19 protein-coding genes are annotated in these 20,954 nt (G+C 36.8%); 8 read left to right on the top strand and 11 right to left on the bottom strand.

Annotation, left to right across the window (positions count from 1 at the left end; all coding sequences use genetic code 11):
- Nucleotides 1-7: 7 nt before the first annotated feature.
- On the bottom strand, nt 8-421 hold the full coding sequence (locus ACQ334_RS21745) for a VOC family protein (RefSeq protein ID WP_430990383.1): 414 nt from the start codon (nt 419-421) through the stop codon (nt 8-10).
- Nucleotides 422-598: 177 nt separating this feature from the next.
- Between ACQ334_RS21745 and ACQ334_RS21740 the strand changes: the two genes are divergently transcribed.
- Together ACQ334_RS21740 and ACQ334_RS21735 are read left to right on the top strand one after the other, a co-directional pair.
- Nucleotides 599-1,483 (top strand): RnfABCDGE type electron transport complex subunit D, encoded by an 885-nt coding sequence (locus ACQ334_RS21740; RefSeq protein ID WP_430990382.1) that lies wholly within the window; start codon nt 599-601, stop codon nt 1,481-1,483.
- A gap of 58 nt (nt 1,484-1,541) precedes the next feature.
- Complete coding sequence (locus tag ACQ334_RS21735) at nt 1,542-3,023, top strand: DUF2330 domain-containing protein (RefSeq protein ID WP_430990381.1); 1,482 nt, start codon at nt 1,542-1,544, stop codon at nt 3,021-3,023.
- Between the two features lie 350 nt (nt 3,024-3,373).
- Here ACQ334_RS21735 and ACQ334_RS21730 read toward each other — a convergent pair whose 3' ends face one another.
- The 5 genes from ACQ334_RS21730 to ACQ334_RS21710 all read right to left on the bottom strand — a co-directional run bounded on the left by ACQ334_RS21730 (nt 3,374) and on the right by ACQ334_RS21710 (nt 8,247).
- Nucleotides 3,374-3,796 carry a hypothetical protein gene (locus ACQ334_RS21730; RefSeq protein ID WP_430990380.1) on the bottom strand — a complete coding sequence of 141 codons (423 nt, stop codon included), beginning with the start codon at nt 3,794-3,796 and terminating at the stop codon, nt 3,374-3,376.
- A gap of 99 nt (nt 3,797-3,895) precedes the next feature.
- Complete coding sequence (locus tag ACQ334_RS21725) at nt 3,896-4,387, bottom strand: Spy/CpxP family protein refolding chaperone (protein ID WP_430990379.1); 492 nt, start codon at nt 4,385-4,387, stop codon at nt 3,896-3,898.
- Nucleotides 4,387-4,722 (bottom strand): hypothetical protein, encoded by a 336-nt coding sequence (locus tag ACQ334_RS21720; protein ID WP_430990378.1) that lies wholly within the window; start codon nt 4,720-4,722, stop codon nt 4,387-4,389. The genes ACQ334_RS21725 and ACQ334_RS21720 overlap by 1 nt, the downstream gene beginning before the upstream one ends.
- A gap of 5 nt (nt 4,723-4,727) precedes the next feature.
- Nucleotides 4,728-5,303 (bottom strand): RNA polymerase sigma factor, encoded by a 576-nt coding sequence (locus ACQ334_RS21715; RefSeq protein WP_430990377.1) that lies wholly within the window; start codon nt 5,301-5,303, stop codon nt 4,728-4,730.
- A gap of 43 nt (nt 5,304-5,346) precedes the next feature.
- Nucleotides 5,347-8,247: an outer membrane beta-barrel protein gene (locus ACQ334_RS21710; RefSeq protein ID WP_430990376.1), complete on the bottom strand. Its 2,901-nt coding sequence runs from the start codon at nt 8,245-8,247 to the stop codon at nt 5,347-5,349.
- A 220-nt stretch (nt 8,248-8,467) separates the two neighbouring features.
- Between ACQ334_RS21710 and ACQ334_RS21705 the strand changes: the two genes are divergently transcribed.
- Both ACQ334_RS21705 and ACQ334_RS21700 read left to right on the top strand, forming a co-directional pair.
- Complete coding sequence (locus ACQ334_RS21705) at nt 8,468-8,971, top strand: DUF5606 family protein (RefSeq protein ID WP_430990375.1); 504 nt, start codon at nt 8,468-8,470, stop codon at nt 8,969-8,971.
- 121 nt (nt 8,972-9,092) lie between these two features.
- Entirely contained in the window at nt 9,093-10,811 is a 1,719-nt protein-coding gene (locus ACQ334_RS21700; protein WP_430990374.1) for a M3 family oligoendopeptidase, read from the top strand.
- 69 nt (nt 10,812-10,880) lie between these two features.
- On the opposite strand, the gene ACQ334_RS21695 is transcribed toward ACQ334_RS21700, so the two are convergent.
- Together ACQ334_RS21695 and ACQ334_RS21690 are read right to left on the bottom strand one after the other, a co-directional pair.
- Nucleotides 10,881-12,281: a hypothetical protein gene (locus tag ACQ334_RS21695; protein ID WP_430990373.1), complete on the bottom strand. Its 1,401-nt coding sequence runs from the start codon at nt 12,279-12,281 to the stop codon at nt 10,881-10,883.
- Complete coding sequence (locus tag ACQ334_RS21690) at nt 12,274-12,855, bottom strand: RNA polymerase sigma factor (protein ID WP_430990372.1); 582 nt, start codon at nt 12,853-12,855, stop codon at nt 12,274-12,276. Before ACQ334_RS21690 ends, ACQ334_RS21695 begins: the two co-directional genes overlap by 8 nt.
- Nucleotides 12,856-13,227: 372 nt before the next feature.
- On the opposite strand from ACQ334_RS21690, the gene ACQ334_RS21685 reads away from it, so the two are divergent.
- On the top strand, nt 13,228-13,947 hold the full coding sequence (locus ACQ334_RS21685; protein WP_430990371.1) for a murein L,D-transpeptidase catalytic domain family protein: 720 nt from the start codon (nt 13,228-13,230) through the stop codon (nt 13,945-13,947).
- Between the two features lie 159 nt (nt 13,948-14,106).
- On the opposite strand, the gene ACQ334_RS21680 is transcribed toward ACQ334_RS21685, so the two are convergent.
- Both ACQ334_RS21680 and rpoN read right to left on the bottom strand, forming a co-directional pair.
- The gene (locus ACQ334_RS21680; protein ID WP_430990370.1) at nt 14,107-14,787 is read right to left on the bottom strand and encodes a hypothetical protein; all 681 of its coding nucleotides are present in this window, start codon (nt 14,785-14,787) and stop codon (nt 14,107-14,109) included.
- A 15-nt stretch (nt 14,788-14,802) separates the two neighbouring features.
- The gene (gene rpoN / locus ACQ334_RS21675) at nt 14,803-16,287 is read right to left on the bottom strand and encodes an RNA polymerase factor sigma-54 (protein ID WP_430990369.1); all 1,485 of its coding nucleotides are present in this window, start codon (nt 16,285-16,287) and stop codon (nt 14,803-14,805) included.
- 132 nt (nt 16,288-16,419) lie between these two features.
- Here rpoN and ACQ334_RS21670 point away from each other — a divergent pair, with 132 nt between their 5' ends.
- Entirely contained in the window at nt 16,420-16,818 is a 399-nt protein-coding gene (locus ACQ334_RS21670; protein WP_430990368.1) for a hypothetical protein, read from the top strand.
- Between the two features lie 7 nt (nt 16,819-16,825).
- Nucleotides 16,826-17,440 carry a hypothetical protein gene (locus ACQ334_RS21665; protein ID WP_430990367.1) on the top strand — a complete coding sequence of 205 codons (615 nt, stop codon included), beginning with the start codon at nt 16,826-16,828 and terminating at the stop codon, nt 17,438-17,440.
- Nucleotides 17,441-17,447: 7 nt separating this feature from the next.
- Here ACQ334_RS21665 and ACQ334_RS21660 read toward each other — a convergent pair whose 3' ends face one another.
- Nucleotides 17,448-18,665, bottom strand: a complete 1,218-nt coding sequence (locus ACQ334_RS21660; RefSeq protein WP_430990366.1) for a DegT/DnrJ/EryC1/StrS family aminotransferase — start codon at nt 18,663-18,665, stop codon at nt 17,448-17,450.
- A gap of 210 nt (nt 18,666-18,875) precedes the next feature.
- Here ACQ334_RS21660 and ACQ334_RS21655 point away from each other — a divergent pair, with 210 nt between their 5' ends.
- Nucleotides 18,876-20,924, top strand: coding sequence for a tetratricopeptide repeat-containing sensor histidine kinase (locus ACQ334_RS21655; RefSeq protein ID WP_430990365.1), 2,049 nt, complete (start codon nt 18,876-18,878; stop codon nt 20,922-20,924).
- The last annotated feature ends 30 nt before the right edge of the window (nt 20,925-20,954 follow it).

Below are 20,954 nucleotides of genomic sequence, written 5' to 3'. Positions count from 1 at the left end.
GCGTTAATTATTTCGTTACAGCATTCACCATTTTGCCATATACATCATCATTAGCTTCCCATAATTCTACCTGGTTGCCTTCGCCATCCAGTATATGTACAAATTTACCGTATTCATAAATTTCCATCTGATCAACGATGGTCACTCCTTCTTCTTTTAATTGCTTGATGAGTGCTTCCAGATCATCAACCCTGTAATTAATCATGTATTGTTGCGAAGCATCACCAAAATAATCAGTGTCTTTTTCAAAAGGGCTCCAGGCAGAAAAGCCTTTCCTTTCTTTTTCATCGCTGTGCCGCCATTCAAAGCTGGTACCGTATTTATCCATCCCTAAACCTAAATGTTTGGCATACCATTCTTTTTGTGCTTCAGGATTATTGCATTTAAAAAATACACCGCCAATAGAAGTAACTCTTTTCATTCTTTTTATTGATCAAATTAGGGAAGTTATCTGGTGTTTGCAATAAAAATTTTACAGGCGGCGATGCAGTCATTTATTTTTTCCACAAATATTTATTTTATCTCCATTTGCAATTCATTAACAGTTGGCTTGTGTAATTCTTTTTGCCATTTCATCCTGTACAAAAATTCAACTGTTATGTTTTTTACACCATTATTTAAAGACGCCCGTTACTTCCAGATCATTTTTCAATGTATCTTTTTACTGTACGGTATTTTTTCGCTGGGCTGGAATGCAGACTGGGCCTTATATGCAACTTACTTAGCGGTAAGTATTGCTACACAAATAATAGCAGAAATCATTTTAAGCAGGATAAAAAATAAAACCTATCCAACGCTTACTAAAATAAAAAATGGTATTCCTTCTGCTGTTATTTCTTCCATGGGTTTATGCCTTTTATTAAAAACAAATAACCTGTCTGTTGCTGCATTAGCAGCGCTTATTTCTATTACATCTAAATATATAATACGTATTAATGGCAAACATATTTTTAATCCTTCTGCATTAGGTATTGTTATGGCGGTAGTTTTTACTGGCAACGCATGGATAAGCCCCGGCCAATGGGGAAGCGGTGCTGTTATTTTATTTGCTGTTTTATGCTTAGGTTTTATCATTACTACCAGGGTACAAAAATTAGATACCAGTCTTGCATTCCTGCTCACATTTGGTGGATTACTTTTTATAAGACAAATTATTTATCTCGGTTGGCCCATAGATTTTTTTGTGCAAAGCATCAGCACCGGAAGTTTATTATTATTCTCTTTTTTTATGATCACCGATCCTAAAACAACACCCAATCATGCTACTGCAAGAATTATCTGGAGTATGCTGGTGGCTGCTGTTGCATTTTATCTAGTCACTTTTAAATTCATTAGTACGGCTCCTATTTGGGTTTTAGTGTGTATGCAACCTTTAGTGCCTTTGCTGGATAAAGTTTTTAAAGCCGGTCAATTCAGCTGGAAGAAAATCAATGCATCAGATACAGAAAAAATTTATTCAGCAGTTATTGTTCCTAAACAATAATACAATCTGTATAACAATAACAATGTAATTAATCAATCCAACAATAAAACAAGTAAGTATGAAAAAGAAACTAATGATTATTGGTGCAGCCATTGTTGCGGCGCCGTTAATAATGTCTTTCTGCGGCTTTTATGTAAGCAAGGCAGATGGTACATTAAAAAATAAAACCAGCCAGGTGATCCTGGTACGTGATGGCAATAAAACTGTTATCACTATGTATAATGATTTTAAAGGCGATACCAAAGATTTTGCAATGGTAGTGCCCGTGCCGGTGGTGTTAAGGAAAGATGATATTAAAGTAGTGGACCAAAGTATTTTTCAGCGATTAGATGATTACAGCGCACCAAGGCTGGTGGAATATTGGGACCAGAATCCTTGTAATCCATATGCAGACGACAAAATGTATTACAAATCGGCACCACAGGTTTTAAATGAAGTAGCGGCGTCTGGTAATGCTGCCGAAAAAAGAAAAGACCTTGGTGTAAAAGTAGAGGCCAAATATTTAGTAGGCGAATATGATATTTTAATTTTAAGTGCTAAAGAAAGCGGTGATTTAAAAGAATGGCTTACTTCCAATGGCTATAAAATTCCTGAAGGTGCAGAAGAAGTATTAGATCCATATATCAAAAGCAACCTGAAATTTTTTGTAGTTAAGGTAAATGAAAAAGAAAAAAATAAACTGAACAATAATTTTCTGCGCCCTATCCAGATCAATTTTAATTCTCCAAAATTTATGTTGCCCATTCGTTTAGGGATGGCCAATGCTGATGGCGATCAGGATTTAATTGTGTATGCCTTTACCCGTAAGGGAAGAATTGAATGTACCAACTACCGCAATGCTGCTATTGCAACCGATAAAAATGTGCCTTTATTTGTGCAGAAAAACTTCAACGCTTTTTATGGCAACCTGTTTACACACCAATGGGGTAATGAAGATAAGAGTGTAGCTTTTTTAGAATATGCATGGGATGTGAGTCCGCAAAATTATTACCATTGCGACCCATGTATTGCCACAGCACCAAGTGCACAGGATCTTGTACAAAGTGGTGTTTGGTGGTTGGGTGGTAAAGACTGGGCTGATTACAGTGATGTAGATAATGACGAGCCGGATAATGGCAGTAAAAATGTACATTTTACAAGATTGCATTTTCGCTACAACAGAAAATCATTTGCACAAGACCTGATGTTCCAGGTAACACCCAATACCGAAACATTCCAGGTAAGGTATATTATTACACATCCGGCAACTGGTGATTTAAGTTGTGATGCCGGAAAAAAATATTTGCAGGAACTTAAACAGAGAAGAAAAAAAGAATTGCAGACATTAACTGCATTAACAGGTACCAACCTTAATAACTGGCAGGATGATGCTACCGCAAAAAATGATGAAGCAACGGCAACAGAAGTTCAATATGCAACATTAATACCACAGGTTAAAACTGAAAGAGACAGAGAAAAAACTTTACCTGCAGGAATGATTATTTTGAGTGTGGTAGTGTTAGGCGGTGCAGGAGTAATGAGGTGGAAGGGTATGGTGTAGAGAAAAGGCAAATGTTCAATGAGCAATGCTCAATTTCCAACGTTGAAGAAAATACAGGAGCATGTGGATTTTAGCATATAGGAAATGGGATGTTTAATGGTAAGGTGTAGAAAAAAATACAGTTAGTTGGCTATACAGGTTTTGATTTCAGGCATTTCCGTTTCTACGGAAGTGCTTTTTTATTTATCCTGGCATTTATTTCAAAATCATCCTGGTGAAGTATAACTGGTTGCAAAAAATATTAGATTCTTAGGATATTGTATTTATCCGTGTTAATCTGTGCAATCTGTGGCAAAAAAAAGCCCCGCTTAAAAAAGCGGAGCCCTTGCTATTCATATTCACCCAAATTACTAATTTCCACCACCGCCTCCGCCACGGTTGCCACCACCACCTCTTTGTGGCCTTGTAGTTGGCTCAATTTGTTCTTTCCATATTTTCAATTGATCGGCAGTAAGTACATCTTTTAATTTTGCATCTCTTTCATCATTCATTTTTTGTCTTGCAGCCTGCCATGCATCCCTATCCATTTGTCCGCCACCTGCTCTCATTTCTTCCATTTTTTTATCCGACTCTTTAAAAGAATTTAAAAAAATGTCATCTACCTGTTTCATTTTAGCAGCATCTAATTTAAAGGCACTGTCTAATTTGTCGTGAATTGGTTTCAGTCTTTCTTCAGGTGTTCTGCGTTGAAAATTTCCGCCACCACCCTGTGCATTTACAGCAGTAATGCTGAACAAAGCTGCAACTGCCGCTACTAGAATTTGTTTTTTCATTGTGTGATTGTTTTATTGTTTGTGTGAATATCCCCTAATCCGCCTGTTGGCCGAGAATTGGAGTTTTAAAATTTTTATTATTTAGTAAAAAACGATTCACTATTTTTTTTCCTCCGGCTTTTTCTTTTTACTCCATATTTTATAAAACAGCGAATCAAATTTTGGCTGCTGCCCTGCAGTACATATTTTTCTTATCGCTGCAAAGTGATTGAGCAGCTGCAATTCCATCGCTTTTTGTTTTTCAACAGAATTTTTAATCATATCTGCAATAGCTGAATCACTGAAACCTCTGTTGCCTAACTGTTTGAATTGTTCTTCTTTGCTGTTCTTTAAAGAATCAAATTGTGCTTTTGCATTTTCACGGTGCTGCTTGCTCAAAGTGTCATATTGTTGCAATTGCTCGTCATTAAATCCAATGCTGTCTTTCAAAAAACTTTTCATCATAGCACTTCTATCGGGGCTGCCACCACGATTACCTGGTTTTTTACCGCCGTCTTTATTACCTAAAAAGAAGAACAACATCCCAATATTGGTAATCAGCAAAATGCCGATTATTAAAAGGTATAGTTTACTTTTCGTTTGTGTACTCATTATGGTTCTATATTTTCAATATCATTTAATACTGTAGCTGAGCTGCTGTACTCGTCCACCGATGCATATTGCTCTTCTGATACAACAGTTGTCTTTTCCGGATAATTATATCCCACCACTATAGCATTAATACCTATCACCAAACAAAGCCCGGCCAATGCCACTGCAGGTTTGCTGATAAATTTTAAAGCACTATCCCACCTGCTTTCTTTTGCATTTTTCATTCTTGCATTTAAGCGGGTAAGCAGGTAAGGCTTTGCAGTAGCCCTGCTTGCGCCATCAAGGCTGTTGAGTGCGGCCTCGGTTAATTTATTGATGTGTTCGTTATTTTTCATTGTACTTAAAAATTATTGTTCGTATAGTAAGCATTCAATGTTTTTCTTAAATTTCCTTTTGCCCTTGCAATTAACGATTCTACTGCTGTTAACGAGATGTTCATTATTGCTGCAATATCCTGGTGCTTTTGCGCTTCCAGTTTGTGCAGGGTAAAAGCAATGCGCTGGTTATCGGGCAATTGCTCCATCGCTTTAAACAGTTCAGCTGCCCTTTCCCTGTTTTCCATCAACACACCGGGATGATTAAATTCTTCCGGGTGTATTTCTTCTTCACTGGCTGTTCCAAATAAACTCTGCACAAATGCAAAACGTTTTTTTCTTTTTTTCTTTTTTACATGATCCAGTGCCTTCGATATCACAATGCGGTACAACCAGGTAGAAAATTTTGATTCGCCTTTAAAAGATCTCACCGATTGATACACCTGTATAAAAACATCCTGTGTAATATCATCGGCATCGTCTTCATTTTGAACTATTCCCAGCGCCGTATTGTACACCATATCCTGCCATTCATCCACGAGCTTCTTAAAAGCCTGTTCATCTCCTTGTTGCAGCTGCACAATTAATTCCGGTTGGTTCAAAAGAATACTTAGTTTATGTCCAGTCTAAAGTTACTTATAAAAGTTAGAACCCACCGCCACCACCCGGGCGACCGCCTCCAAATCCACCACCTGGCATTCCACCTTCGCCACGGTTAAAATTACCACCTTGTCTTGTTGCTGCCACACCAAAGTTTTTAAGTTTGTACGTGAATGTCAGCATAAAATATTGTTTCAATACCTGTGTTTGCGCATCTTCAATATAAGCACCGGTTACAGTTCTTACAATACTTTGATTTTGTTTCAACAGATCAAACACCGATAGCTTTATTTCACCAGCTTGTTTTTTCAATATCTTTTTACCAATGGCTGCATTCCACAACCAGAAGCTTTGATTAAATCCGTCTGATAATCCACTGTAAGTATTTCCTGAAACGTCATTTTGTAAAAACCATCCTTTCTTACTTAATAAATTTACCTGTGCCCCTGCAGCCTGGTTAACATATTTTGTTGCTGTGCTGTTAGTGGTATTAGTGGTAGAATTATTAAAATTAGCACTGTACGACACATTAAAATCCACATACTCACTGATATTACTTGCAAACACAACACCTGCATTATAAGCATAGCTATTAGTAACGGTGTTAATGTTGTTGATCAAACCAGGTAGTTTAGAATAACTGAATCCTGTATTTACATTCAACGTGGTTTTAATAAACTTTAAAGGCATGCTGTAAGTAAAGAAAGTACGTAAGCTTTTGTAACCATCCAGGTTTACCGGTTTAGAAAGCTGGGACCCTTGTTTCAATACTATATTCTGTTGTATGGTAGAATCCTTAGTGGCTTTGTATGTAGCGTTTGAAATATAATCACTGGCTGTTTGCAATAATAAATTTGCAAAAAAGCTCTTGCTTGTTTTTGAATTGGTGTAAGAATAACGGCCTGTTACAAAATGTGTGTAGGATTGTTTCAGATCGGGATTACCACTGCTAACACTTAAAGGGTTATTAAGGTTTACCACATCCTGTAACTGGCTTACAGAAGGAAAGTTGGTAGAGGCCCTGTAAAATACACGGATATTACTTACGTTAGATAATTTTTTGCGCCACATTACATTGGGCAATATATTACTGAATGTTTGATGCACTGACGTTGCAGTTGGAAAAACACGTTGGCTTTCTAATTTAGAATTTTGAAAGTTTACGCCAAAGGATAATTGTTCATCCCTGCTTTGGCCCAGCCTGAAATTAGCACCCACGTTATTAGTAGTGATCGTGTTATCAAAACGATTAGACAGCGATGTATCAAACACTGTATACTTCTGGCCATCGTAATTAAACGTTTGTTGGTCGGCTTTATTTTTTTGTACAGATGGGGTATAATCAATCTGCAACTGGCTTTTTTTACCTATGGGTTCAGTATAAGCAATATTACCACCAATGGTAGTTCCATTAGTACTGTTATCGCCAAACCTGTTTTGTAAAGAATCGGTAACTAAACCATTCTTATAAAATTTGTAAGCCGCATCCGTAATTGTTTCGCCATCATTTTTTGTCCAGTTGGTATTAAATCCAAATGAAATAGTACGGCCTCTTTTAGGAAATGAGTGACGGAACATAACATTGTTCCTGATATTATAACCATTTCTGCTGGAGTTGCTGTTGCCAATAGAAGTACTGGTAGAATCGTTTATACCATAAAAATTTTGTGACGATGAATTAGATACTGATTTATTGTTTTGAAAACTTATACTCGGTATTATAAAAAGTGAATTGGCTGAATCTATCTTATACTCCAACCTCATGTTAATACGGTGATTGGTATTATCTGAAGTAGAATTTGTTTTTTGTAAACTGAATAAATTTTTAGGGTCGTAAAAAGTTTCAGTATTGGTTAAGCTTTCATTGGTATTAGTGCTGTTGTTAAAAAAGTAGCTGCCGGTTAACGTTAATTTTTTACCGTATACATTACTAAAATTTAAACCTGCTGCATTGGTTTTACTGATACCGCTGGATTGGCCTACATTAAAATTATCCGCACCACCACCAAAGCCGCCTCCACCGCCTCTTCCGCCGCCGCCTCTTCCACCGCCGCCACCGCTGCTGGTTACGCCTAACAGATCTTGTGAAGAAAAATTCTGCAGGTTAATGTTATTGAAGTTGCCGACTAAAGAAAGCCTTCTGTTGCCATTAAAGAAACTTACGTTACCTCCAGCTGTATAGCGTCCATCTGTTCCTGCACCTGCATATATTCGCCCAAACTGGCCATTTCTAATACCCGACTTTGTTACAATATTTACCGTTTTTATAGAATTGCCATCATCAAAGCCAGTAAGTGCGGCCTGGTCGCTCAGTTTATCAAATACCTGAATTTTATCAATGATATCCGCAGGCAGGTTTTTCAAAGCTGCGGTAGCATCATCACCAAAAAAGTCTTTACCATCCACAGTTACTTTTTTTACCTGCTCTCCCATTGCTGTAACAGTACCGTCTTTAGCGACCGTTAAGCCGGGTAATTTTTTTATCATATCCTCTGCCGTAGCATCGGGATTAACCTTAAACTGGCTGGCGCTGAACTCAGAAGTATCCCCTTTTTGTTTTACAGGTGGCGCTTTGCTTATTATAGTTACACCGGTAAGATCGGTGGCTATTTTTGATATGGTAAAGGGAATAGCATCCTTATTACTGGCCTGTAGGGCAATCTTCTGTTCAATTTTTTCGTAGCCGCTAAAACTTATTTTAACAATATAAGTAGCTGGTTCTAAGTTACTAAACTGAAAGTTACCCTTGCTATCGGTAACTTTTAAGCTTAATTGGGCGCTATCTTTTTGTGACACTAGGGCTATTGTAGCACCCACAACAGGTGTTTTATCAGCTTTGTCAGTCACTTTACCTTTTAAAGTTATATTCTGGCCAAAAGCTGTTGCCGATATAAAGCCGGCAAATAATAATATAAATACGTTCTTAAGTAAAAATCTTGTTTGCATACTACTTTAGACGACGACAAGAGGAAAAACTGTCGCAATAGCGGCTGCTTTTTTGGAGTAAGTACTTTTTTGAGCTGCAAGGGATAAGCATCTTATCTGATCCCTTGTGCTCTCCCTTGCAACTCCCCCCTTGCAGCTTCTCCCCTTACAGCTTCCCATTAATATACATTGGTTAATTTGCTTTTTTACAAGTAACTTGCAGCCCTAAAATTTTATCAGCATGGAGTATAATAAATTAGCTTCCGTTACCGGAATGAGTGGATTGTTTGAATTGTTATCATCAAAAGCCGATGGTGCTGTGGTGCGTTCTTTAGAAGATAACACTACCAAATTTGTAAGCAGCCGTATTCATAACTTTTCACATTTAGAAAGTATAGAAGTATTTACAGTAAAAGATAATGTGAATTTATCAGAGGTTTTTTTAGCAATGAAAGCCAGCACAGAAAAATTACCTGATGCTAATGATGCCAAAGCTGTAAAAGCATACTTTGGAAAAGTGTTTCCGGATATGGATTTCAGCAGGGTGTATGCCAGCGATACCAAAAAGATGGTAAAATGGTTTGAAGTATTGGTGAAGAACAATGTAGAGATCAAGCTTAGCGAGGCACCTACCGAAGAAGCTGAAGCGTCTGTTGCAAAAGCGAAGCCAACTGAACAAAAAACTGTTTCCGTAAAAAACAATGCGCCGGCTAAAAAAATAAATTCGCCAAGAAAGATGGCGTAGGTTTTGCCACAGATTACACAGATTTACTCGAATTAAAATACAAAATCCTGCTATAGCTATAATGTTGTAGCAGGATTTTTAGGATTTAAAACTTACTATTCACGTCTCACAACTCACAACCATGTACACTGCAGATATAAAAAAACTCCCCCGTCATTTTGTTCCAAAAGATTTTACGGTTACCGATTGGGCCAGCCTGGAACCTTTCTTTAAAAATTTATCAGAAAGAAATATAGACAACAAAGCGGGCCTGGAGCAATGGCTGAAAGACCAGAGTGAACTGGAAGCCATGGTAAATGAAGATGCCTGCTGGCGACAGATACGCATGACCTGCGATACTGAAAACAAATCCCTGGAAGAAGCGTTTAATTTTTTCTTCATGGAGATTCAGCCTAACATTCAGCCTTATGCTGATGCGTTGAATAAAAAATTAGTTGCACATCCTTTAACTACTGAGTTAGATGCAGCAAAGTATTTTACTTACCTCCGCAGCGTTAAAAAAAGTATTGAATTATTCAGGGAAGAAAACATTCCTTTACAGGCAGAGCTATCTGTTTTACAGCAACAGTATGGTGTTATTTCCGGAAAAATGCTGGTGACTGTTGACGGACAGGAATACACTTTGCAACAGGCTGCTAAATTTTTAGAAAGCCACGATAGAAATAAAAGAGAAGAAGTATACCGTAAAATTCAGGACAGAAGATTAGAAGACACAGTTCCTTTAAATGCTTTATACAATCAGCTTATTGAAAAGCGAAACCAGGAAGCAATTAATGCTGGTTTTACAAATTACAGGGATTACCGTTTTAAAGAACTGGGCCGTTTTGATTATACCAAAGAAGATTGTTATCAATTTCATGATGCGGTAAAGCAACATGTATTACCATTGGTAAACATCATCTACCAAAAGAAAAAACAAAAATTAGGTTTAACCACATTAAGGCCATGGGATATTGATGCCGAACCGGCAGGAACAGAACCTTTGCACCCTTTTAAAACAAGTGATGAGTTGGTAAATAAATCAATTGAATGTTTTACAAAGTTGCGTCCGTTTTTTGGCGATTGCTTAAAAAAGATGAATGAATTAAAACATCTTGACCTTGAAAGCAGGAAGGGCAAAGCCCCTGGTGGATACAATTGCCCATTGGCAGAAAGTGGGGCTCCGTTTATTTTTATGAATGCTGCAGGGCAAATGCATGATGTAACCACGATGGTGCATGAAGGTGGCCATGCCATTCATTCATTCCTGGCACATCCATTAGAGTTAAGTGGTTTTAAAGAATACCCGATGGAGATTGCAGAAGTAGCCAGTATGAGTATGGAGTTATTCAGCATGGATGAATGGGAAACTTTTTTTGATAATGATGCAGACTTACAAAGAGCAAAAGAACACCAGTTAGAAAGAGTAATCACAATTTTTCCATGGATCGCTATCATCGATAAATTTCAGCATTGGATATACGAAAACCCTACGCATACCAACGAACAACGTACTGCCACATGGAATGCTATTTTAAAAGAATTCCAGGATGATGTAATTGATTACAGTGGGTTAGAAAATTACCGCAGCAATGCATGGCAACGCCAGCTGCATTTATTTGAAGTACCGTTTTATTATATTGAATATGGTATTGCTCAGTTAGGTGCAATTGGCATGTGGATGCAATACAAAAACAATAAGCAACAGGCTATGGATAATTATTGCAATGCGCTTGCACTTGGCGGAACAAAAACTTTACCCCAGCTTTTTGAAACAGCAGGATTAAAATTTGATTTCAGTCCGGATAAAATAAAAGTACTGATGAAGTTTGTAAAGGGAGAGATGGATAAAATTGTTTGATTTCTAAAAATAAATAGAAAGGCTTCTTTTAAATAAGAAGCCTTTTATATAGGGATAAGTTTGTAATAACTACTTTTTCTTTGCAAAAGGTTTTATTGCAGCAGTAATTAATAAACCGGTACTGTTTAATTTTATTTCTCCTAATCCAATACCTTTTAAAGGTATTTTAATGTAAGGTTCTGCAATAAAAGAAAGACGATTATTTAGTTTATATTGATAACCGCCTGAAATGGTAAGTACCGAAAAATAATGTTTGTTTTCGTTGGTTATAGTTTTTTTGTAATTATAAGCCTGTCCTGTTGGTGTTTGATAGCGATAATCATAGGATTCACTCTTCATTAGTAAAGAAGAAAGACCAGCACCGGCTAACCAGTTGTGGTTTTTTACCTGCCTGGAACTATAATACACACTAACCGGAATTTCAAAAACTTTACAATCAGCACCAATTTCTTTCAGGTTTGGAGGAGCCCCGTAACCGGAAAATTTATATTGATAGGGAGTAGCAGAGTATATTTTTTTAGAAACATAAAATCCTGAACTTACTACAATATGTTTTCCTATAGCATAACTTAACCCGGCACCATAAGCTGGCTTAAGCTTTCCTGCATTGCTTAATTCTATAAAACTCAAATCACCACCTGCAGATACAGTAACAGCTATTTTATCTGTAAAACTCTTCTTGTTTTTCTTTGTAACATTTGTTGCAGTCTTGGTTTTTTCGTCAGCAACATTTTTTTCAGCTTCAGGCTTTGCTTTACTTGCAGTATCTGCTTTTGTAATTACTATATCTTTTTTATCAGCTGTTGTATTTACATCTTTGTTAATAATATCATCATTCTTTACTGTTGCAGGTAATTGGGCAGGCTCATCAGCTTTTTCTTTTACCAACTCATCTTTTTCTTTTTGAGTTTGTAAATCATCATCACCAGCAACAGCGCCTGGTTTTTTAACTCTTATGCTGGAACGCCCTTTTTGATTATAACCATTCTTTTTTGCAGCCACATATTGCTCCTGATTATTATTGTCGTCAACCTGAACTTGTGTTATTTTTTTCTCCAGGTTATTTTTAACTGTAGTATTTGTAATTACAGTAGTTGCAGCAACGGGTATCGCATTGGGTTGTTGATTAGCGATAGTATTGCCTGGTGTTGCTTTATCTGCCGGATTTTTGTTACCCTGTGTAGCTGCTGTACTGGCTGTTGCATCAGCCGTACCACCAGATTTTTTTTCCTGTGTAGCGGTAGCAGTTGCCGCAGTATTATTTTTATCAGAATTTTTAATGGCAAAAAATACGGCACTGCCCAGCAATAAAAAAACCAGCCAGAAAAGAACAGGCTTCTTCCTGTCTTTTTTTTGCGGCAGGTGTTTATCCAGCAATACCTCCATCTTTCCCCATGCCTCATCGTCATAAGGAGGATGATGTTGATTGGCAGCATCTCTCACCACTTTATCTATTTCTTCATCAGGCATTTTGTGCTATTAAAATTTTATTTTGGTTGAATAATATTTTTTGTAATTGCTTTCTTGCTTTGGCAAGATTTGATTTTGATGTGCCGATAGAAATACCCAGTTGCCCGGCAATTTCTTCATGGCTAAACCCTTCTACAATAAAAAGGTTTAGTACAGTGCGGTATCCTGGTGAAAGATCCTGGATAAAACGTATGATCTCATCGTAAGAAATTTTTTCAAAAGCACTCTCCTCCTGCACGGGCAAATGTACTACGGCTGTTTCAAGCTCGATAACGTTCTGGTGTTTATTATTTTTTCTGAAATGATCAATGGCGGTATACACCATAATTTTTCTAAGCCAGCCTTTAAATGAACTTACCACATCGGTATAGGCGGGTTTAAACTGGTGTATCTCTTTAAAGATTTTAAGAAAGCCATCATTTAATATTTCGGAAGCATCTTCATCCCTGCTGGTATAACGATCGCATATAGACATAGCATATCCATAGAAAGAGTTATAGAGTTTTTTTTGACTCTCTCTCTGGTTAAGGGCGCAGCCCCTTATCTGAAGATTTAGTTCGTCGGCAGTTAACAAAAATGATTTTTTAAAAGCTTACAATTGTATATCGTAAAAACCTGTAGTAAGGTTGCCACCTGTAAAAGATACTTTTTTTTTATTCCCTGTGCAAGATTTTTCGAAAATTAATGGTGTTGAAATACTATATAAACAGCCGCATTAAAACAAGGCTTTAGTAATCAGCTACTACTAATAACTATTGAAATTAATAAATAGTAATTGTCTGTAAAACAATGCAGTAAACACCCTAAGTACATTTACGCAAATAAAATATACCAAAAAATTAAATCTATTTTGTTTGATTTACCAGCACAATAAAAAGCTTTGATTAAACGATTTATATAAGTGCTTAAGTAATTCTAATATCCAACTGAAAACAACCCAACAAGAATGAGATTAATCCGTAATACAATGGCAGTTTTGCCGGTCTTATTGCTGATGGCAAATACATCTTCTCCCCTTATTGGAAAAACAATCACAGATAAGCCTTTTAGTATTGCCAAGCCGGCAGTAACACCTGCTGCTGATTATTACGCCGCATGGAATTTAAATGCTGCAGGTATATCGCAAGAGGCTTTTAGCGAAGCTATGAAAGGATATACTTACCTGCAGGAAAAAAAATTATTGAATAATACCAATGTACTTACGATAGTTGATTACAGTAAACCGTCTTCTCAAAAAAGATTGTTTGTACTGGATATGACTGAAGGGAAAATTTTATTCAACACATTGGTAGCACATGGAAGAAATTCGGGACTTGAGTATGCCACCAATTTTTCTAATGCAGAAGAATCTCATAAAACAAGTTTAGGTTTTTTTATCACCATGAATACATACACCGGTAATAACGGATATTCATTAAAATTACAGGGCTGCGAAAAGGGCATTAATGATAAAGCATTGGAAAGAGCGATCGTAGTGCATGGTGCAGAGTATGCAGATGAAAACTTTTTACACAACAATGGTTACCTGGGAAGAAGCTATGGCTGCCCTGCAGTACCGGAAAAGCTAAGTAAAAAAATTATTGACACAATAAAAAACGGCAGTTGCATGTTTTTGTATCACCCGACAAAAAAGTATAGCACTGCTTCAAAAATACTAAACAGTTAAGCTTTTTTCATTCTACAGTTTAAAGTTTTTATTGTTAGGCACAACAGGAGAAAGATACCCTGCCGTATGGCGGGGATTCTTTTTTATAGTAAGTAAGTAGTATTTCGAAAATATTTTTTTGGAACAACCCATACCGAAGGCATTGCTTGTATAAATTACTTAAAGAATAAATACCGCTGCAGCTAACTGGCATAGCACGCCAAAAAATAAACCCCAGTAAATTTCTTTTGGAGAATGATCACTTACAATTAAACGGGACGTACAAACAAGGCCGGCAATTAATAATGCTGCAGCCATTGGCCACCACATCCACATGGTATTGTACAACATTATTATCAGGAATAAACCCAGCAAGCCACCCATACCCATGGCATGCATACTGATCTTAAAATAAATATTAGACAATAAGCCGACTACTGTAGTTAAAAAAACGCCGGTCATAAATGAAGGTAGTATCAATGCCAGTTGAGGATCTGTTTTAAAGAATACCCAGGCCGTCCAGAAATAAAATATCATACTGGAGAGATACGGGCCTATCCTGTCTTGCTGTGTAAGTAAAAAAACAGATTTAATAAATCCCAGGCCTTTCATCAATAGTATAGCAAATGCAGGAAAAAAAATAGTGTTTAATACGGTGGTTAATAGCAGCCTGTATTTTTCATACAATGTAAAACCGGCAAAATAAGAGGGGTGAAAAAAAGCCAGGAAAGCAATAGCATACAAAGGCACAAACAAAGGATGAAAAACATAAGAGAAAAAATGCGCAAAAATTCTAACCAGTAGCGGTTGGCTGGTATTTTCTTCCTGCGGCACATTTACTATTGACAATTCACTATTCACTATCGGTAGTTTGGTTTATAACTCTTTTCTTAAACGGGCAACCGGAATATTCAGTTGTTCTCTGTATTTGGCAACAGTGCGGCGTGCAATATTATATCCTTTTTCCTGTAGCAATTCGGTAAGGCGTTCGTCGCTTAAAGGATGTTTCTTACTTTCTTCTTCAATCAGGTCACTCAATATCTTTTTAACTTCCCTGGTACTTACTTCCTCGCCACTTTCTGTTTGTAAACTTTCGCTGAAGAAGAATTTAAGGCGGTAAGTACCAAATTCTGTTTGTACAAATTTGCTGTTGGCCACACGGCTTACGGTAGAAATATCCAGGTTGGTGGCTTCTGCAATATATTTTAATATCATCGGCCGTAATTCTGTTTCATCACCGGTAATAAAAAATTCACGCTGGTAATTCATAATGGCTTCCATGGTATTCAGCAAAGTATTTTGCCTTTGTTTTATAGCATCAATAAACCATTTTGCCGCATCAATTTTTTGTTTGATAAAGAATACCGCTTCTTTCTGTCTTTTATCTTTTTTACTGCCGCGTTCATAATCTTTCAACATATCACGATACCCTTCACTGATACGCAGATCGGGAGCATTTTTACTATTTAATGTCAGTTCTAATTTTCCGGCATTATTAAAAATGAAAAAATCAGGAATCACATAGCTCTCTCCCTTATTGGTTTCGCCAATATTGCCTGCCGGTTTAGGATTTAATTTAACGATCTGCTTAATTACTTCTTTCAGCTGCTCATCATTAATACTTAAACCACGCTGAATTTTTTCGTAATGTTTTTTGGTAAACTCATCAAAGTATTTGTCCAGTACTTTCATGGATAATTCCACATGTTTGCCTTCGTCTAATTTTCTTTCTAATTGCAACAGTAAACATTCCTGCAGGTTACGGGCACAAATGCCTGCCGGATCAAATTGTTGTATCTGCAAAACCAACTGCCCTATCTCTTCTTCAGTGGTAATTATATTTTGCCTGAAAGCGAGGTCATCTACAATGGAAGAAATATCCCTGCGTAAATAACCATCATCATCTAAGTTGCCAATGATCTGTTCAGCAATTTTTTGTTTGTGCTCGTCAAGGTTAAGCTGCCCCAGTTGCTCCAGCATCAGTTCGTTAAAACCAACCTCCACTTTATGCGGTATCACTTTACCGTCGTCTATCTCAGGATAATTTTCATCACGCAATTTATAATCTCCCACTTCGTCATCACCTTCATTTACATATTCACTGATGTCTAAATTATCATAATCGTCTTCGCTCCCATCTGCTTCAAAATCGTCTTCAGAATCCTTGAACTCATCATTGGTTTCATCGTATTCGTCCTTATGATCTTCTTCAGCCTGTTCCAACGCCGGGTTTTCTTCCATTTCTTCTTTAATACGCTCTTCTAAAATGGCAGTAGGTACCTGAAGCAACTTCATCAACTGAATTTGCTGAGGCGATAATTTTTGTAATTGTTTTTGATATAATCCCTGACTTAAAGCCATAGTTCGGTTTAACTGGTTGGGTTTAATGATTTCATACCGGCATTAGTACACCACCTCCCGAAAACTTTAACGCCCTAATTGCCGTATTTATTAATTTTAAAATGTAAATTTAATTACAAACTTAGTTTTAAAATGAAGGAAAAAGCTAAATTTTTACTTTTTTGCATGATTTTTGTGGGAAGTGGCGCTTTCGGTCAAAAATCCACGTCGGTTATTCCACCTTTCCGGGGTTATTATTCTGTTACTAATCAACAAGATACGCCTCGTATTTGCAATATGTCGGTTATAAAATCGGGGAATAAATATTTTATTGGATATCCAAAAAAAATTGCCACAACGCCTTTTAAAACCCTAATTCCTGCCGTTCAGCCGGTCATAACCAGTAATTTTTATACACAAAATTTCGGTTTCTTTTGCAAAAAAGAATTACAGCTGGAAAAGGTAACCGGGATACCATTTAAGTTCAGGTTGGGTAGTGTGCAGCAATGCGACTGGATGGAAGGGAAACCGAATGCGGGAAAATCTTTTTAAGGAAATTATGGGATTATCGATACATTATAGCGGCACTATTAAAGATTATGCATTAATAGATGAATTGGTTATTGAAGTAGAAGATATTTGTAAAACCTTTAACTGGCAGTATAATGTTTTTACGAAGAAAAATTCAGGTAATGATACCCGGCATATTCAAAATCCGGCTTTCATCAGTTATAAAATGGAAGATGTGAAAGGCATTTCTTTTTCTCCCGAAAATTGTGAACCTGTAGCGCTTACTTTTTTCCCATCTGGTAAATTATGTTCTTTTGAAAAGTTGCTATATAACAATCCCGAAACTAATGATTTAATGGTGGAAGTAGTGAGCACCAAAACTCAATATGCAGGAGTAGATGCTCATATGGCGTTATTGAACCTGCTACAATATTTAAAAGATAAATATTTTGCTGATTTTAAATTATCCGACGAGGGAAATTACTGGGAAACAAAAGATAAAAAAATATTGGAAGAAAATTTTTCGAGGTATAATTTTTTAATGGATACTGTTGCAGATGCGCTGAGTAATTTTAAAACAGTTCCTGGCGAGCCTGTGCAATCACTTGCAGACAGGCTCGAAGAATTTTTGAAAAATAAATTGGGGCATGATAAAAAAGAGTAACTAGCAATTACGCATGCACCGCCATCTCACTCAATACCTTTTTAATAACCGCCACCATTTTTTCTCCTTTCTCTTTTATCTGTTCTTCCGACCATGTTAAACTGATAGCAGTGGAAACATTGCGGCTGATGATAGCATCGCTGGCACTAAAATCTTTATTGGCATGGAAGATTACTTTTTCTTTCAGTTCGGGGCTTAAGGCATTTAATGTAATGGAATGTTTAAGATGATCCCAAACATTTATATAGTGCCAGTTATGACGGAACCAATAAAAATTGCCGCCAAAAATTCCCTGTGCTTTCATTTCTGCAACAACTGCCTGCATAATTTCTGTAGTAGGTAAAAACCAGTTTAAGAAAGTGCAGCTGTCACCTTCAGCATCCGGTATTCTTCTGAAACTTATTTCAGGAATGGTGGCTAGAATATTTTTTAATGCTGCATGATTTTTTTTCTGGATGGCTAAAAATTCAGGTAATCTTTTTATTTGTGCTAAACCTACAGCTGCATGCAATTCGCTAATCCTGAAATTATAGCCAATAAACGGATGTGGTTCTGCACCACGGTCGTTGCCTTTATGGTCGTGCCCGTGATCGCTGTAGCCATCACACTTGATATAGGTGTCTTCATTGTTCGTCATTACCACACCACCTTCGGCACAGGTAATGGTTTTTACAAAATCAAAACTAAAAGTACCGGCATCGCCGATGGTGCCTAATTTTTTCCCTTTATAAGTGCCGCCAATTGCCTGGCAGGCATCTTCTAATAATAGTAATTTATGCTCTTTGCATATTGCCTGCAATGCATCCATATCTGCCATGCTACCGCACATGTGTACGGGCATTACGCATTTTGTTTTTGGCGTGATGGCAGCTTTTACAGCAGCCGGATCTAAAGTTAATGTATCATCCACATCCACCATTACAGGTACAGCACCCACACTTAATATTGCTTCAAAACTTGCCACAAATGTAAACGACGGCATTATCACTTCATCTCCATAACCAATGCCTAGTGCACTTAATGCAGTAGTTAATGCAGCAGTGCCACTGCTTACCAGTTGTGCATGTTTGCTGCCAAAACTATTGCAGATCTCCTGCTCCAGTTCTTTGGCTTTCCAGATGCCTTTGCGGGGGCCATCAAAGCCATAGCGCATTAATATTCCTGTTTCCAGTACGTCGTTAACATGTTTACGTTCTGCGTCGCTCCATAATTCAAAACCTGGCATAAAATATAGTTTTTATTGCTGTAAAGGTAGAAAAAACCTGCAATTAGCAACCATAAGGTTTTAGTGTTTCTGAGTACTATAAGCAACCGCCTTAAACAATAATACCGATAATAAGTATACCCTTATCATGTGATAGGACTTTGTGTTGGTTTTAATTATATTTAAACATTAAAGCTTCATCCTTAAAATTAACCGTAAAGGCTATTAACTATGCCAACTATCAGAACACTGTTATTATTACTGTTGTTAGTGCTGTTTAACAGGTCTTTATCGCAAAGCAGGGTTATTGATAGCCTGCAGAAGATTATTGACGACGGCAGGAACGATACCGAACATAATAAAGCTCTTAATGCTATTGCTACAGAATACACCCGAACTGATATGGCAAAAGCCAAAGCATTTCTTTACCGGTCAATATACCTGGCAGAACAACTTAAGAACCCTGTACTGCTGAGTTATGCTTATTCTCAAATGGTATCGGTGCAAAACAATACCGGCAAAAAAGACAGTGCTCAATATTATTTACAACTACTAAAAAATCTTGCTGCTACCAATGTGCCTGATAATGTAAAAGCGAATTATAATCTTGCTGCCGGCTTATTTTATAAAAAACAGGGTAATTATAAGGCAGCGCTGCCTTTTATGATAAACTCACTGAATGATTATATTGCTGCAGATAAAAAAAACTCCCAGGTAGGCTTACGAACTTCTATTGCCGGCCAGTACCTTAATATTGGTAATACTTATATGGATATGGGAGAGTATAAGAATGCATTACAATACCATTTGCAGGGATTAAAGATATTTGAAGAAATTGATAACAAACGGGGCATATCTTTTTGTAATCAAAGTATCAGCAGTGATTTTTTAAATCTTGGGCAATACAACGAAGCTTTACCTTACAATGCTAAATCATTAGCACTTAAAAAAGAACTGAATGACAAACGGGGGGTGGTAATTTCTACTGCACAATATGGATCAATTTATAAAGGGTTGGGTGATTATGAAAAAGCCATCGCCTATTTTAATGAAGCGCTGCAATCATTTCATGAATTAAAGCTTGTACCTGATGAAGCAAAAACTGATGTGGAATTAGGAAAAGTGTACGTATTGAAAAAAGAAACACAAAAGGCCAGCAAATATTTTGAAACTGCTAAAACCATTGCACAGCAATTAAAAGACAGCACACTGCTTATTGCTGTTGATGCAGAAAAAATAGCTATGCAAACTACAATATCATTGCAAAAAAATGATGAACAAAAGTTAATGACCAACCTGCAAACTTCAATAGAAATGCAGGATAAAAATAAAGAGATATCTTCTTACCAATACCTGGCAGATTATTATGCCAATAAAAAAGAGTTTGATAAGGCACTGGAGTATACTAACAAGCTTCACCAGATGGCCGATAGTGTGCAGGGAAAAGATTTACAGGTAGAGATAAAAAAATTAGAAGAACAATACAATTTCGAAAAAAAAGAAAAAGAAATCGCTTTATTAAAAAAAGATCAGCAATTAAGTGTAGCTAATTTGCAAAGAGAAAAGTCATTTCAATACGGTGTGATTATATTTTTGGCTATGGCTATTTTAATCGGATTTTTGGTGGTTAACCGGTACAGGGTAATGCAGCGGGCCGGCAGACTAATTGAAATGGAGAGAATGCGTAACAATATCGCCAGGGATTTGCATGATGATATCGGCTCTACATTAACCAGCATTAATATCTTAAGTAAAGTTGCCTTGCAGCAGGAAGAAAATGGCGATACTATGATGGGAGCTAATATGCAAAAAATAAAAGACCGCTCATCAGCCATCATGGAAAGTATGAGTGATATTGTTTGGGCTATAAATCCCCAAAATGATACGTTTGAACAAATGATTTTCCGGATGAAAGAATTTACTGCAGAAATACTGGAGCCATTGAACATTAATTATACTTTTAAAGAAACAGGCAATTTTTCTGCAATAAAATTAGATATCAAAAAAAGAAAAGATTTTTACCTGCTGTTTAAAGAAGCAATTAATAATGCGGCTAAATACAGTTGTTGCAAAAATCTTACTGTACAAATTGAACAAGATGCAGATTCGCTTCATTTGAAAATTACAGATGATGGAACAGGGTTTAATGAAAAAGTTGTTAAAACTGGCAATGGCTTAATTAACATGCGGGAAAGAGCCGCAGCTATGGGAGGAGAAATTAATATTAACTCGGAGGCTGGTAAAGGAACCAATATTAAGCTTGTTGTGCCCATCACATGATTGCGGTATTAACTTAAAAAATAATTGCGC

Origin of the sequence: Ferruginibacter sp. SUN106 (assembly GCF_050611765.1) — a bacterium.
Lineage (GTDB): Bacteria > Bacteroidota > Bacteroidia > Chitinophagales > Chitinophagaceae > Ferruginibacter.
This window is presented reverse-complemented; position numbering and strand designations above follow the sequence as displayed.